15 protein-coding genes and 1 other annotated feature are annotated in these 14,592 nt (G+C 44.3%); of the genes, 4 read left to right on the plus strand and 11 right to left on the minus strand.

The window, feature by feature from the left end:
* The first annotated feature begins 291 nt into the window (after nucleotides 1–291).
* Nucleotides 292–972, plus strand: coding sequence for a hypothetical protein (locus ENLAB_RS05695; protein WP_244353071.1), 681 nt, complete (start codon nucleotides 292–294; stop codon nucleotides 970–972).
* 56 nt (nucleotides 973–1,028) lie between these two features.
* Here the strand turns inward: ENLAB_RS05695 and ENLAB_RS05700 are convergent, their stop codons facing one another.
* From ENLAB_RS05700 to ENLAB_RS05735, 8 genes are all read right to left on the minus strand, one after another.
* Nucleotides 1,029–1,736, minus strand: coding sequence for a zinc metallopeptidase (locus ENLAB_RS05700; RefSeq protein WP_016612795.1), 708 nt, complete (start codon nucleotides 1,734–1,736; stop codon nucleotides 1,029–1,031).
* A 94-nt stretch (nucleotides 1,737–1,830) separates the two neighbouring features.
* Nucleotides 1,831–2,163: a zinc ribbon domain-containing protein YjdM gene (locus tag ENLAB_RS05705; RefSeq protein ID WP_005228268.1), complete on the minus strand. Its 333-nt coding sequence runs from the start codon at nucleotides 2,161–2,163 to the stop codon at nucleotides 1,831–1,833.
* 181 nt (nucleotides 2,164–2,344) lie between these two features.
* On the minus strand, nucleotides 2,345–3,004 hold the full coding sequence (locus ENLAB_RS05710; protein WP_244353072.1) for a methionine ABC transporter permease: 660 nt from the start codon (nucleotides 3,002–3,004) through the stop codon (nucleotides 2,345–2,347).
* Nucleotides 2,997–4,022, minus strand: coding sequence for a methionine ABC transporter ATP-binding protein (locus tag ENLAB_RS05715; protein ID WP_244353073.1), 1,026 nt, complete (start codon nucleotides 4,020–4,022; stop codon nucleotides 2,997–2,999). The genes ENLAB_RS05710 and ENLAB_RS05715 overlap by 8 nt, the downstream gene beginning before the upstream one ends.
* A 14-nt stretch (nucleotides 4,023–4,036) precedes the next feature.
* Nucleotides 4,037–4,894, minus strand: a complete 858-nt coding sequence (locus tag ENLAB_RS05720; protein ID WP_042890512.1) for a MetQ/NlpA family ABC transporter substrate-binding protein — start codon at nucleotides 4,892–4,894, stop codon at nucleotides 4,037–4,039.
* A 50-nt stretch (nucleotides 4,895–4,944) separates the two neighbouring features.
* Nucleotides 4,945–5,179, minus strand: a binding site (T-box leader).
* Nucleotides 5,180–5,272: 93 nt separating this feature from the next.
* Nucleotides 5,273–6,106 (minus strand): diaminopimelate epimerase, encoded by an 834-nt coding sequence (gene dapF, locus ENLAB_RS05725; protein WP_244353074.1) that lies wholly within the window; start codon nucleotides 6,104–6,106, stop codon nucleotides 5,273–5,275.
* A gap of 23 nt (nucleotides 6,107–6,129) precedes the next feature.
* Nucleotides 6,130–7,446, minus strand: coding sequence for a diaminopimelate decarboxylase (gene lysA / locus ENLAB_RS05730; protein WP_244353075.1), 1,317 nt, complete (start codon nucleotides 7,444–7,446; stop codon nucleotides 6,130–6,132).
* 4 nt (nucleotides 7,447–7,450) lie between these two features.
* Nucleotides 7,451–8,620 carry a M20 metallopeptidase family protein gene (locus ENLAB_RS05735; RefSeq protein ID WP_005228259.1) on the minus strand — a complete coding sequence of 390 codons (1,170 nt, stop codon included), beginning with the start codon at nucleotides 8,618–8,620 and terminating at the stop codon, nucleotides 7,451–7,453.
* A gap of 222 nt (nucleotides 8,621–8,842) precedes the next feature.
* Here ENLAB_RS05735 and dapA point away from each other — a divergent pair, with 222 nt between their 5' ends.
* From dapA to dapD, 3 genes are read left to right on the plus strand one after another with little or no spacing between them, the layout of a single operon-like run.
* Entirely contained in the window at nucleotides 8,843–9,724 is an 882-nt protein-coding gene (gene dapA / locus ENLAB_RS05740; protein ID WP_216696203.1) for a 4-hydroxy-tetrahydrodipicolinate synthase, read from the plus strand.
* 13 nt (nucleotides 9,725–9,737) lie between these two features.
* Nucleotides 9,738–10,493, plus strand: coding sequence for a 4-hydroxy-tetrahydrodipicolinate reductase (gene dapB, locus ENLAB_RS05745; protein ID WP_244353076.1), 756 nt, complete (start codon nucleotides 9,738–9,740; stop codon nucleotides 10,491–10,493).
* 12 nt (nucleotides 10,494–10,505) lie between these two features.
* Nucleotides 10,506–11,219, plus strand: a complete 714-nt coding sequence (dapD, locus tag ENLAB_RS05750) for a 2,3,4,5-tetrahydropyridine-2,6-dicarboxylate N-acetyltransferase (RefSeq protein ID WP_223080245.1) — start codon at nucleotides 10,506–10,508, stop codon at nucleotides 11,217–11,219.
* Nucleotides 11,220–11,359: 140 nt separating this feature from the next.
* Here the strand turns inward: dapD and ENLAB_RS05755 are convergent, their stop codons facing one another.
* Genes ENLAB_RS05755 through ENLAB_RS05765 form a run of 3 tightly spaced genes read right to left on the minus strand, consistent with a single transcriptional unit; the run spans nucleotide 11,360 to nucleotide 14,420 of the window.
* Entirely contained in the window at nucleotides 11,360–12,313 is a 954-nt protein-coding gene (locus ENLAB_RS05755) for a DHH family phosphoesterase (protein ID WP_216697751.1), read from the minus strand.
* Nucleotides 12,314–12,367: 54 nt separating this feature from the next.
* Complete coding sequence (locus ENLAB_RS05760) at nucleotides 12,368–13,699, minus strand: DRTGG domain-containing protein (protein ID WP_005228249.1); 1,332 nt, start codon at nucleotides 13,697–13,699, stop codon at nucleotides 12,368–12,370.
* Nucleotides 13,700–13,736: 37 nt separating this feature from the next.
* On the minus strand, nucleotides 13,737–14,420 hold the full coding sequence (locus ENLAB_RS05765; protein ID WP_244353077.1) for a metal-dependent hydrolase: 684 nt from the start codon (nucleotides 14,418–14,420) through the stop codon (nucleotides 13,737–13,739).
* Nucleotides 14,421–14,592: the final 172 nt, after the last annotated feature.

A 14,592-nucleotide genomic window follows, 5' to 3' on the forward strand; every position in this document is an offset into this window, starting at 1 on the left:
TTCCTGCCTTCTACGCTAAGATAATTTTTCTTTTGCAGGATAGAGCTAATTATTCTGCTATTTTTGTCTGCCAAGTAATGTGCTCTGAATGATTATTCCCCAATAAGGAGTGCCCTCAATAAATATCAAAATTTGATTGCGCTTTTTGGTTATCTTTGAGATTATAGATATATATTTAAATTATTTTTTTATAGCGTCCTACGGTAATCATTTACCGATAAGGAAACAATCAAATTCTATTGTCTCCCAAAAGAGATTCTATAGAAGCCACAATTTTGGAGGAAGAAGACAATGACTGCTAAAAACCAAAAAGCACCAGATACTGTCAAGACACTAATTCGGCCTCGAAATCCTTTCCAGATTTTTTTCGCATTCTTGCTCGTGATAGGGCTGCCTACCATGCTTTATTGTTATTACTATAATTACAGTCCTTTCCCTAGTAAAAAAGTAGCTGGTGTTCCCAATAATCACCTTGTTCAGCTAGAGAACCCTATGGACCTTTCTAGTTTATTGTTGGATTTTGGCTCACAACTGAAATTTAACACAGTGGCTGAGTCCATGACGGTTTACTTTGATTATTATCAAAAAGGGGAGATAAAAGAACACAAAATAGTCGCTTCCCTGATAACAGAGCCAAGAAGTGATTATAATGGCTATTTGAACATAGGAATTACTAAGAGCGATTCTCTACTCTTCGTTGATTTATTTTCAAATGGTTCCTCATCAAATACAATGACCGACTTATCTAAATTCCACTATACGTCCCTTGGAGAAGATAGTTTATCTCCTACTGGAGCTAGCACTAGTATTCCCAATAACGAGCTTAACATTGAGAAAAAACAAGAAATTCCATTGTTTTATATTGCCAAGGGCGGTGACGTCAAACTATATGCTGAAATGGAAAACAATCTGTCCGAAGAAAATTTAAAAAGCGTTGAAAACGTCTATTACATTTACTTAATAGTAGAATAACGAAAAAAGACCAGTTCAGAATGCCTGAGCTGGTCTTTAGTCTATCACACTGTCGATTAATTCCGACGGTTGTTATTACCGAATAAAATAATCAAACGTAAGAGCTGCAATAAGGTTGCTACGGCAGCTGCGACATAGGTCAACGCTGCGGCAAAGAGCACTCTTCTCGCTTGTGGTACTTCCTCTTCTGTTAACAAGCCACCATCTGCCAAAATACGGATCGCCCGTTTTGAGGCATCGAATTCGACTGGCAAGGTCACTAATTGGAAAATAAACGCCAATGAGAAAGCCAACAAACCTAAGTTGATCAGAAACGAGCCTCGTAACAGTACCCCGATCAAAATCAACGGGATCGAGATGCTAGTTCCGATATTGGCGATCGGCACGATCGCATGACGCAAACGCAAAGGAAAATAACCTTTGGCATCTTGGACTGCGTGACCACACTCATGGGCCGCAACACCGATTGCTGCTACCGAAGTTGATTGTGCGGTGGATTGTGATAAACTCAGCATTTTGTTGCCAGAATTGTAATTATCCGTCAAATCACCAGCGATCGCTTGCACACCAACATTATTGATTCCTTGGCTTTGCAAGATGTACTGCGCCGCTTTTGTGCCGGTAATATTATTTTTACTTCTGACTTTGTCATATTTGTTAAAGGTACTTTTGACATACGCTGACGCTGCTAGCGAAATCACCATACCGATAATTACGAGAATGAAAGTCGGGTCATAAAAAAAGCCGAACCCGTATCCGCCCATACCATACACGATAAAATTCCCCCTTTTAATCTTTGACCTTATTTTACCATTAAAGTGGTGAAAAAATTATGAAGATGACTGGAAGATTTTGTTTTTAACCTTTTTTTACAAATTCTGATTTTAGTTTCATCGCGCCGAAGCCATCGATCTTGCAATCAATGTTGTGGTCGCCTTCGACTAATTTGATGTTTTTCACTTTCGTTCCTTGTTTGATGGCGCCAGATGCGCCTTTGACTTTCAAGTCTTTGATGACTGTCACTGTATCACCATCTACTAAAATATTGCCATTGGCATCTTTGTATACTGGTGCTTCTTCCGCCGCTTGTTGCTCTTGCCATTCGTTTCCGCATTCAGGACAAACAAACAGCCCGCGATCTTCATAAGCGTATTCAGATTGACAATTTGGACAGTTAGGAATTTGAGTCATAGTGTTGCTCCTTTAAAATATAATTTTCGCTGTAAAAAACAACTCACCATCAGCATACCGAAAAACCACTAGTGGCGCAACCAAAAATCAGTGACCGATAAGCAAAAAAATCGCTTCTGTAGAGTAATAACAGAAGCGATAATTCAAGTGTATCCGAAAAGGAACTACAAAGCGTTGGGTATTATTTTGAGAAATGATTCGCACAAGCATCGCCGACCCACTGGATGATTTGTACCAGAAGAATCAGCAGGAGAATCACCACAATCAAAATCGCCGTTTCATAGCGATAATAACCATACTGAATTGCTAAATCGCCAATGCCGCCTGCACCAATTGTTCCCACCATCGCTGAGTAGCCTAAAAGACTGATCAAAGTTAGCACAAATCCGCGAATCAAGGCTGGCAAGCTTTCTGGTAAAATCACTTCGCGAATAATTTGCCCCGTCGATGCTCCGGAAGCGACACTAGCTTCAAGGACGCCATAGTCGATTTCGGCAAATGCGGATTCAGCGATTCGGGCGAAAAAAGGAATCGCGGCAATCGATAAAGCAATCGCTCCGCCGGCCGGGGTATAAGGATCACCGATCAGCATCGCTGATAACGGAATCAGCGTAATCAATAAGATCAAAAATGGTAGCGAACGGATTGCATTGACGACAAAATCGGCCAGATGATGCAAGAAAACATTTTTATGAAAAAGTTTACTGCCGACTAAAAACAGGACTAATCCAATCAATAAGCCGAAAACTACTCCTATAATTGCTGAAGTTCCCACCATGAAGAATGTTTCCCATAGTGCTTGGGGCAGGTTTGTTTTTAAAATCTCAAGCGTATCAGCCATTTTCTTCACCTATCTTTCTTAGAGAAAAGACGTTCGCAGCTAGGTGTGCTCGGGCTTTTGCTACTTCTTCGGCGGGGCCAGTCAAATAGATATACAAAATACCGATCACATCTTTTTTTATATACTCAATTTTTCCGTGGATAATATTGATCGACACATCATAGGCTTTGGCTACAGTCGAAATCAGTGGTTCTAACGTATACTCCCCTTGATAGCGCAATTCCAGCAAGTCGCCTTCCGTGAAGGATGCTAGAATCTCCTCGGGAAGCGTCAGATCCAAGTAACGACCTACCAGTTTTTTCGTCATAGGCTGTTTAGGCTGACTGAACAAGCCGTAGGTCGTTTGTTCTTCAACGATGCGACCCTTCTCCATCACTGCCACCCGATCAAAAAACTTGCGGGCAACATCCAATTCATGGGTGATAAAGACGATGGTGATGCCTGTCTGTTCCTTGATTCGGATCAATAATTTCAAAATTTCTTCAGTCGTTTCAACATCTAACGCACTGGTAGCTTCGTCACATAACAAAATCTCAGGTTCATTGGCAATCGCTCGTGCAATGCCGATCCGTTGCTTTTCTCCCCCAGACAAATTATTCGGATACTCGTGAATTTTGTGAGGCAGATCCACCATTTCCAACAGTTCCTTAATCCTCGCTTCTTGCTTTTCTTGCGGATAATGCCCAGCACGCAAAGCAAAGGCTAAATTTTCCTTGATGGTTCGATTATGGATCAGATTGAAATGCTGAAAGATCATCCCGATTTTTTGTCGTACTTCACGCAAGTGTTTCCCTTTGGCTTGCGTGATGTCTTGACCATCAATCAGAATTTGACCGCTAGATGGTACCTGCAGTAGATTCAACGTACGAACCAAGGTACTTTTCCCAGCCCCGCTCAATCCGACGATCCCGTATACTTCTCCAGCTTGAACGGAAAAATCAACGGAATCCACTGCTTTTTTGATTTGTTTTTTATGAGTGAATGTCACTGATACTTGTTTTACTTCTATTTTTGCCATAAGATATGCCCTTCTTACTCAGTCCAAAATTTCGGTTGATCAAAGTTGCTGAACGGTGATTCGGCAATCGCTTCTTTAAATGCGTCACTTTCTAATACTTCCGTAACTGCCTTAGCAAAATCACTGTCTTCTTCTTCGGAGGACACCACAAAAACATTTTTATATTCTTCTTTCAATGACTCCAACGCCAAAGCATCTGCAGGATCAAGAGAAGCCGCCCAAGCGAAGTTTCCTGGTACTAAAGCTAAATCGACTGTATCTAACGAACGAGCCAATTGAGCTGCGTCTAATTCTTTAAATGTCAGATTCTTCGGATTTTCTTCGATGTCATTCACTGTTGCTTTCGTTTCGTCGATATTGTCTGCGATGGTGATCAACTCATTGGCAGCTAACAGTTGCAAGGTCCGCGCTAAATTTGAGGCATCATTGGCAATCGAAACAGTCGCCCCGTCTGCTAACTCATCCAAGCTGGACAGTTGCTTCGAATAGATGCCCATTCCCAGTGTTGGCACTTTTTGTAATGCCGTAAGGGATAACTGGTTATCTGCGGAAAATTTTTCTAGATAGGCCGTATGTTGAAACAAATTGGCATCGATTTGGCCATTCGCCAAGGCATTGTTCGGCTGAATATAATCATTAAACACTTTGGTCGTGAGTTGATACCCTTTTTCTTCCAGTAATGGCGAGATCACCTCTGTCACCATGTCCCCGTATGGTCCCGGCGCCACTCCAACGACTTTTTCTTCCACTGCATTTACACTGTTTTCACCAGACTGCGTATCCTCTGTGCTGCTAGTATTGCCACAAGCTGCCAATGTAATTAAGACAGCAGCAGCAACTAATCCAACGATTCCCTTTTTCAACTGTTTCATTTCTTTGTTCCCCCTTTTTATAATAAAAAAACGTCCTTTCTCCATCATAGAGAAAGGACGAAACAACCTTGTTCGTGGTACCACCTTTAATTTATTGGCTGAACCAGCCAACCTTATCAGTTTATTAACTGCTTTGCTGTATCGGGCAATCCCGCTGCACGCTTGCTTTTGCTCACGTCCAAACGCTCCAAGGCCATCTTCAGTCAAACGGCTGTGCTCTTTCTCACCAATCCGAGCTCTCTGATCCAATCGAAACTGACTTACTCTTCTTATCATCGCGTGTTTTTTAATTTGTGTTTAACTATACGATAGCCTCAAATGAATGTCAATTCTTTTTTTCACGAAAATATCATCTTTTTGCAATAACTTTCACAGTGTTTACAGAGTCAAATTCTCATCTAAAATCAAGCCTTCAGAGACCATAACCGCATCGCCGATCAATTCTAATGCGCCCTGATCGACATCAACTTCGACCGTTAACTCGCCACCTAACACGTGCAGCAAGACATTCGCTGCCGCTTGCTGGTGACGTTTGGTCACGACATACGCAGTGGCACCAGATCCTGTGCCGCACGCATAGGTAAAACCTTCTACCCCTCGTTCATATGTGCGAACGATCAGCTCACCCTTGTCATCTTCTTCATAGAAATTGACATTGGCCCCTTTTGGGAAAACCTCCCAACAGCGTATCTCTTTGGCAAGTTCAGCCAGCTGTTCCAACTCAGTTTCTGCTAGACCAGGATAGTGAACCACCGCATGAGGGATTCCTGGATCACCCAATTCCACATAGTCCACGAAAGAAACCATTGGATTCGGGTACGCTTGATCAAATGTAGTCACTGTCGGTGGATTCAAGGTTACTTTGTAGTGTTTTGCCGACAAGCGCCATGCAGGGACATCGCCAGCAACTGTTTCGATGGTCATCTGCTCGCCAGCAATTCCCTTCTCAAAGGCATAACGGGCAATACAGCGAGCGCCGTTGCCGCACATTTCTGCTTCAGTCCCATCAGCATTGTAAAACCGCATCCGAAAATCAGCGGTTCCTGTGGGGAAGTCCACTGCCATGACTGCATCCGCGCCGACAGAAAATTTCCGATGGCAAACTTGAGCAGCAAATTGCGACAGTTGTTCATGGGAGAATTTCAATGTGCGGTTATCGATTACGATAAAATCATTTCCTGCACCTTGCATTTTTGTATAAGGAATCGTCATGTTGTCACCTGCTTTTCAAAATTTTACTTGCTGGAAGTTCCCTCTTTTAGAAACGATGGAACCACTTCATTTTGCAGCATTTGCTCGTAGGACTGGCGTTTAACGGCTAATTCCGCTTGGCCGTTTTCCACAAAGACGACTGCAGGTATCTGTAAATTATTGTAGCTGCTGGCCATCGAATAGCCGTAAGCTCCTGTTGCGAACGTAGCAAACAGATCCCCAGTTTCAACGGGCGGTAATGCAAGATCTTTTACTAAGATGTCCGTGCTCTCACAAGCTTTGCCAGAAATGGTGATCTTTTGTGTCGCAGCTTCGGAAGCGCGGTTGGCTAAGATCCCAATATAAGTTGCTTGATAAAGACCAGGACGAATATTGTCTGTCATGCCACCGTCAATGCTGGCGTATGTTCTGATTCCCGGCAATGTCTTGATACTGCCGATGGTGTGCAAACTAATGCCTGCTTCTGCGACGATACTGCGACCGGGTTCAATAACGATGGTCGGACGTTCGCTCTGGTGCTGCGCATAAAAGGCGTCGATTTTTTCCATCACAGGATCTAAAAAGTAGCTGTAGGGTTGGCGAATATCTGCATCTGTGTATCGAACGCCAAAGCCGCCGCCAACATTTAGTTCTTTGATCCAATAATCAAAACGTTCATGAATGGTTTGGACAAGGGCCAAAGCCGCATCAACTGCCGCTAGATGTGAGCTATTGTCCGACAATTGACTGCCGACATGAAAATGCAGGCCATAGAAATCCAATTCAGGTGCTTGAATCACTTCTTCCACTAACGGAAATAAGATTTCTTCATCTAAAGGAATCCCGAATTTTGAATCTTTTTGTCCGGTCGAGATAAATTGATGGGTGCTGACCGAAACCTCGGGTGTGATGCGCAACAAAATTTTAGCAACGACTTGCTTTTCTTGACATAACGCCCTGATCAAGCCGACTTCTTGAATGCCATCAACGATGATCCGTCCCACGCCATAATCAAGGGCGGCTGCTAATTCTTCAATGGATTTGTTATTGCCGTTAAACTCGATGTGTTCTGCTGGAAAATCAGCTTGGATCGCTGTATACAGCTCCCCACCGCTAACCACGTCTAATGAAAGTCCTTCTGACTTGATCACTTGCAGCATCGCTGTGGTACAGAAAGCTTTAGCGGCATAGGCTGCTCGTGTCTTGCTGTAGCGCGTCAAAAACTGCGCCTGAATCTTTTGGCATTCTTCGCGAATCTCCGAAACGGAATACACGTAAAGGGGGGTTCCGAAGGTTTTTGCCAGCTCAACGGTATCGCAACCGTCAATGTATAAGTGATTGTTCTTGATTTCTTTTGCCATCGCTTTACTCCTTGTCTGTCGGCTCGTTCAACGCCTCGATCAAACGAACGTAGCATTCGATGCCTTGCAATAGATTTTTTTCGTCAAAATTCATTTTGCTGCTGTGTAAAGGGTGGACATAACCTTTTTCTTCATTTCGGGTACCGACAAAGAAAAAGACGCCGGGGATTTCCTTTTGGTACATCGAAAAATCCTCTGCCAACATATATGGCGGTGTTTCTCGGTAACTCTCCCCGACCACTTTTTCCAATACTTCCACCATCTCAGGATCATTGTCCACGACACGATAAAGATGCTCGAATTCGACATCCGCCGTGCAATCATATCCTTTGGCGATTTCTTGTGCGACAGTGGTGATTCTGCGTGTCATCGTTTCATAGACTTCATCTTCAAACGCCCGCATCGTTCCTTTTAAAACGACCTTGCCGGGAATGATATTTTCCGCATCTCCCCCATGGATCTTCCCAAAAGTGATGACCCCAGCAGAAAGCGGGCTGATATTGCGTGAAATGATCGAATGCAATCCTTGAATGATCGCAGCCGCAGCTAAAATGGCATCATGTCCTTGATGAGGCTGGGCACCATGGGCACTCGTGCCGTTGATCGTTAGATTGATCTCGCCGTTACGGGCCATCATCGGACCTTTCCGACTCGCAATGACTCCTTCGGGAAAGTCTGGGAAGACATGTAGCCCCACGATTTTTTCCACGCCAAAATCTCGTAAGATGCCTTCATCGATCATCAATTGAGCGCCACCAGGGCTTTCCTCGGCTGGTTGGAAAATCAAAACGATCGTTCCACGAATCACTTCAGGATGTGTTGCTAAATATTTAGCAAACCCTAGCATCGTTGCCATATGGCCGTCATGACCGCAGGCATGCATTTTCCCTTCATGTTTGGAAACAAAGGAAACACCGGTCTCTTCTTTGATCGGTAGTGCATCGATATCCGTTCGAAAGGCCAGTGTCTTTCCTGGGCGATCGCTGCGAAAGACCGCAATCAAGCCGGTTTCAATCACTGGATAGATTTCTTTGATTCCAAAGGATTGCAGCTGACGCAGCAAGTATTCCTTTGTTTTGAACTCAGTTAACCCTAATTCAGGGATTGTATGTAATTCACGACGAAAACGAACCACGTCTTCGGTTAATTCTTTGACTGCTTGCGATACTTGCATGTTAAAACACCTTTCTATTCATTCCTTTTAAAAATATCCATAAAAACCAGCGAATATTCAGTTTTTCATTGATATTGTTTAATATTATAGTATATAATTCGAATAATCTATAGTATAAATTGTCGAAATGTTTCGATTTTTATTGAAAATTTTATCCCTCGTTTTGGTACACTTATACGTAGAGTAACGAAAAATAAATTGGTTGAAAGGATGTGTCGTAGTTTGACAATATTCAAAGGTTCTGGCGTTGCGTTGATCACCCCTATGCTTCAAGATGGTTCGGTGGATTTCGATAAGCTGAAGGAGTTAGCGGAGTGGCATGTGCGGCAAGGAACGAATGCAATCATTGCATGCGGTACGACCGGTGAAGCATCCACGTTAGACGACGAAGAACATATCGCGGTGATCGAAGCGGTGGTAAAACAAGTTGCTGGTCGAATCCCCGTCATCGGCGGAACAGGCTCCAACAACACCCAACATGGGATCCATCTTTCAAAAGAAGCACAGCGCGTTGGTGCTGACGCATTATTGGTTGTAACACCCTACTACAACAAAGCGACCAAGAAAAGTTTAGTCGCTCACTATGAAGCAATCTGTCAAAGCGTTGAGCTGCCAGTGATCTTATACTCCGTCAGCTCAAGAACCGGCTTAAATTTAACACCTGAAGCCGTGGCAGAACTGAAAAAAATCCCTAACATCAAAGGCATCAAAGAAGCCAGCGGCGACATTTCGCAAATCGCAGAAATCGCTCGTCTTGCGGATGATGACTTTGCGATCTACTCAGGAAATGACGATCAAGTAACCCCAATTCTAGCTTTAGGTGGCTCTGGCGTGATTTCAACGATCGGCAATATTGCACCGAAACAAACGGCACAACTCGTTGCTGATTTCTTAAATGGTGATGTAAAAGCAGCCATCAAAGAGCAATTGCGACAAAAACCGTTGATCGATGCGATTTTCAGTGAAGTAAATCCTGTGCCGATCAAAGCAGCGGTCTCCTTGCTAGGCAAATGCGAATTGCATTATCGTTTGCCTTTGGGTGTCCCAGAAGATGCGACCCTCGTTCATTTAGAAGAAGAAATGACCAATTACGGATTGCTGTAAGGAGGAGTTTTTGGTGAAACAGATTTTATTAAGCGGTGCAAACGGTCGCATGGGCAAAGTGTTGCAAAGCCTGATTGCAAAGCACCCTCAGTTAGAAGTGGCCGCCGGCTTGGATCGTACCGAGCAATTAGATGGTACTTTTCCAATCTATGATCGTCCAGAAAAAATCACGCAGCCGATCGATTTGGTGATTGATTTTTCTCATTATAGCAATGTCCCTGCCTTGTTGAACTATTGTGTCGAACAGCAGCTGCCAATCGTGGTTGCTACAACTGGTTTGACGGAAGACACGCAGATGATGCTGCCGTTAGCTGCTAAAGTGATTCCGGTTTTCTATTCTGCCAATATGTCGTTGGGGATCAATGTGCTGATCAAAGCACTACAAAGTATCACCCCCGCATTAGAAGCTGACTTTGACATTGAGATCATCGAAAAGCATCATAATCAAAAACTCGATGCGCCAAGCGGTACAGCTTTGCTGTTGGCAGATAGTATCAATGACAGCTGTGAAACAAAAAAAGAGTATCTCTACGGGCGTGAAGGCAGTGATCTAGTAAATGACCGCAAGCAGATGGGCATCCATGCCGTTCGCGGCGGAACGATCCCTGGGGAACACATTGTCATCTATGCTGGGCAGGATGAAATCATTGAATTAAAACACACTGCGCTCTCCCGCGAAATCTTCGCCAATGGTGCGCTAAAAGCAGCGGAATTTTTAGCCGATCAACCAGCCGGTTTTTATTCCATGCAAAATCTAATCGACAAGTAAAGGTGGTCTCTCATGACAGAATTACAATTTTCCGATCCTTATCAATTAGCAAAATATATCAAAGAAGCAAATAAACAAACACCTGTAAAAGTCTATATCAATGGAGATCTTGGTGACGTCCAAGCAGATGACATCCAATTGTTTGGTAACGGCACCTTCTATTTCGTGGTTGGTGACAGTCAAAAAGTAGCTGAGTTTTTAACCGTGCACCAAGACAAAATCATCGATCACTATCTGGAAAATGATCGCCGCAATTCAGCGATCCCTTTGTTAGACTTGACGAAAGTCGATGCCCGTATCGAACCAGGTGCCTTTATCCGTGACCAAGCCATCATTGAAAAAAATGCCGTTATCATGATGGGGGCCGTGATCAACATTGGTGCCGTCGTTGGTGAAGAAACCATGATCGACATGGGTGCGATTTTAGGTGCCCGGGCAACCGTTGGGAAAAAAGCCCATATTGGCGCTGGTGCTGTCTTGGCTGGCGTTCTTGAGCCACCTTCAGCAAGCCCAGTCATCATAGAAGACAATGTTTTGATCGGTGCAAATGCCGTCGTCCTTGAAGGTGTCCGTGTTGGCGAAGGTGCAGTCGTCGCTGCTGGTTCTGTGGTGACTGAAGATGTCCCTGCTGGAGCAGTCGTTGCTGGCTCACCAGCCAAAGTCATCAAAATGAAAGACGAGAAAACGAAAAGCAAAACCGAATTTTTAGACGATCTACGGGGCTAAGCCGCGCTTTTTCTCAAAAATAAGCAAAAAAACGCAGTGCCGGTTCAGTGATGAGCCTGCGCTGCGTTTTGTCTAAAAAAGGGCATGCCGAAAGCTTTTGGCACGCCCTTTTTTATTGGCAAATGTTCTTGTGAAAGTGTTTATTCTGCTTGAAATTCTTTGATCGCTGCTTGGATCTCTTGATAGATTACGGCAACTTCTTCAAGGTCTTTTGCGTTTGCTCCACTGGCAAGGGGATGTCCGCCGCCATGATGACGTTTGGCGATCTCATTGATCACTGGACCTTTCGAACGCATCCGAACTCGGTAATAGCCTTCTGGTTGTTCGACAAAGATCGCCCAAGCCAGCACCTCATCGATTTTCCCTGGTAAGGAAACGACTGCTGAGGTTTCCGAATCTACTACGCCAAAACGCTGCTGCAATTCTTGTGATAGGATCACTTTGCCAGCACCAATCTCATCGATTTCGATGGTTTCGTAGACATACCCTGAAAGGCGGGCAACACTGCGAGAGACTTGATCCAATTGCCGATTGATCTTCGCTGCATCAAAGCCGTAATCCAATAGTTCAGCCGCTAAGCGCAGGGTTGTCGCTGTCGTTGCCGGATATAAAAACCGTCCAGTATCACCAACAATGCCCGCATACAGTAGACGAGCCGCTTCTTGGGTCATCGTCAGCTCGTTTTGAAACATTTGCCAAAACGAAACGATCATCTCACTACAGCTGCTGGCTTTCGTATTGACCCAGACCAGCTCTCCGTAAGGCTCATCATTAGGGTGATGATCGATTTTGATCAATTTCGCCCCTTGATCATAGCGTTGGTCACTGACCCGTGGTGCATTGGCCGTATCTGTAACGATCACTAGTGCCCCTTTATACAAATCATCAGGGATCGTCTGCATCAGCGCCAAGTAATCCAATCCTTCAACAGGTCCGCCGACTTGATAGATTTCTTTTTTTGGAAAACTAGCTCGTAAAATTTCTGCCAAGCCCACTTGTGATCCTAATGCATCTGGATCAGGGCGTTGGTGCCGATGGATAATGATTCGGTCGAATGCTTTGATTGTTGCAAGTATTTCTTCTTGTACCTTCATGAATGGTCTCAACTTTCTCTCTAAAATTTTTCCATAAGTGCCGTTTTCGATGATTTATGGGCGTTCCATTACTTGGCATACCACGATCGCTTTTGCCACTAAGGAATTTTCGATCGATACTTCAATATCGATTTTCGCCGAACGTCGCCCCAGTTCTAGAATCTTCGGTTGAATGATGATCTCGCTTTCTAATTGGATCAAACGGAAGTAATGCAGATTGACTTGTTCGATCCAACTATTGCGCCGTTGATTCAACTGCATGGTACGTTTTGCCGTATTAGCGATCACTTCACTCAAGACACCAAAAGAGATCGTTCCGACTTCATTGACCATTTGGGGCGTTACCGCAAAACTGAAATGCGGCTGCGGCAATTTGTTTCCTTCAAAATCTTGTTCGATAACTTGCATCTGTCCCGAGATTTGGTCAGAAATCGTATCTGAAATTTGCGTTTGTCGTTGGACCATCTGCATCGCTTTCATGATGTCTTGGCGTGTGACGATCCCAATCAAAGAAAGGTCATCTGCTACGACGGGCATCACTTCTAAGCCATCCCAAATCATCTGATGGCTGGCAGAGGCCACACTCATCTCTTTTTTTACGACCCGTGGTTCCCGGGTCATGATTCGTTCGATGATCTGCGTGTCAGGCTTTTCTAAGACATCTTTGGCTGTGATGATCCCAACGACCCGCATATTCTTGTTGACGACTGGATAGCGGGAGTGGTTGGTAGACTCCGAAAGCAGTTTGTAATCCTTGACCGTATCGAAGGTGTGCAGATACTTGGTTTTTTCCAATGGCATATAAATGTCACTCACCAGCATGATGTCCTTTTTGATCAGCTGGTCGCTCAAGGCACGGTTGATCATCGTTGCCACGGTAAAGGTGTCATAGGTCGTTTGTAAAATCGGCAGCTCCAATTCGTCTGCTAAGCGACAGATTTCCTCTGAGGTTTCAAAGCCCCCCGTGATCAAGACGGCTGCGCCATCTTCCAGTGCCAACTTGTGGACTTCGTTACGGTTTCCGACGATCACTAAAGAACCAGGCGTGATGTAGCGTTCCATTGCCGATTCCTTCATGGCGCCGATAACAAATTTGTTCAAGTCTTTGTCTAAACCGGCAGCGCCGCCTAAAACATCGCCTTCAATTATTTGGACGACTTCGCCGAAAGTTAGTTTTTCAATGTGTTTCTTTAGTTTCCGTTCGATACGGATGGTTCCCACACGCTGGATCGTTGAAACCAAGCCGATATTTTCCGCATCTTTGATCGCCCGATAGGCTGTTCCTTCACTGACATTCAAGTCTTTTGCGATTCCCCGCACCGAGATGCGATCGCCTACAGGCAGATTCTCGATATGCGCTAAAATCAAGTCGTGTTTTGTCGCCATAATTATCCCCTATTCCTACTACGAATCTTCCTGTTGCTTAAACTTCTAATGTCTCACCGACTGCAAGGATCTGGCCCACACCTGCCGGCAATAAATTCACGAAGGTTTGCGGATCTTGCTTGATCATTGGAAACGTATTGTAATGGATCGGTACTACTTTGCTCGCGTTTAAAAGCGCCGCTGCTGTTGCAGCATCTTGAACGCCCATCGTAAAATTATCCCCAATCGGTAAAAACGCCACATCGATGTCGAAACGTTCACCGATCATCGCCATATCGCTAAAGAGGGCAGTATCGCCAGCGTGGTAAATGGTTTTGCCTTCTGCTTCTAAAATGATCCCCACTGGATTGCCCATATAGATCATCGTTCCGTCTTCTTCAAGACCAGAGCTGTGTTTCGCTTCCACCATTGAGATTTTGCCAAACGGAAACTCAAAAGAGCCTCCCATATTCATGCCATGCGTCTCAGTAACGCCTTTGCGGGCTGCATAGCGGCAAATTTCAACGACACTGATCACTGGCGCTTCGTTTCTTTTGGCGATCGGCACCATGTCCCCAATATGATCACTATGACCATGCGTGATCAAAAGCCAATCGGTTTCCACTGTCTCTGCATCCAAATCAGTCAGAGCATTTCCAGTAATAAAAGGGTCAAACAACAATTTTTGGCCATCCGCTAATTGGATAGCAAGCACTGAGTGTCCGTGATACGTGAGTTTCATACAACATTCCCCTTTCCATCTAAGTAATACAGTCTAATATTTTCCATTATAACAGATAACGCCAGAAATCCAAAAGCACAAATTCTGGCAGCTTTATTACATCCGTCCTTTTTCTGGTTCTTGTCAAGAAAAATAAAAAAACTGTTCTACCCTTTCTGAATAAGGAATAGAA

Source organism: Enterococcus innesii (genome assembly GCF_022846515.1).
Classification (GTDB): Bacteria; Bacillota; Bacilli; order Lactobacillales; family Enterococcaceae; genus Enterococcus_D; species Enterococcus_D innesii.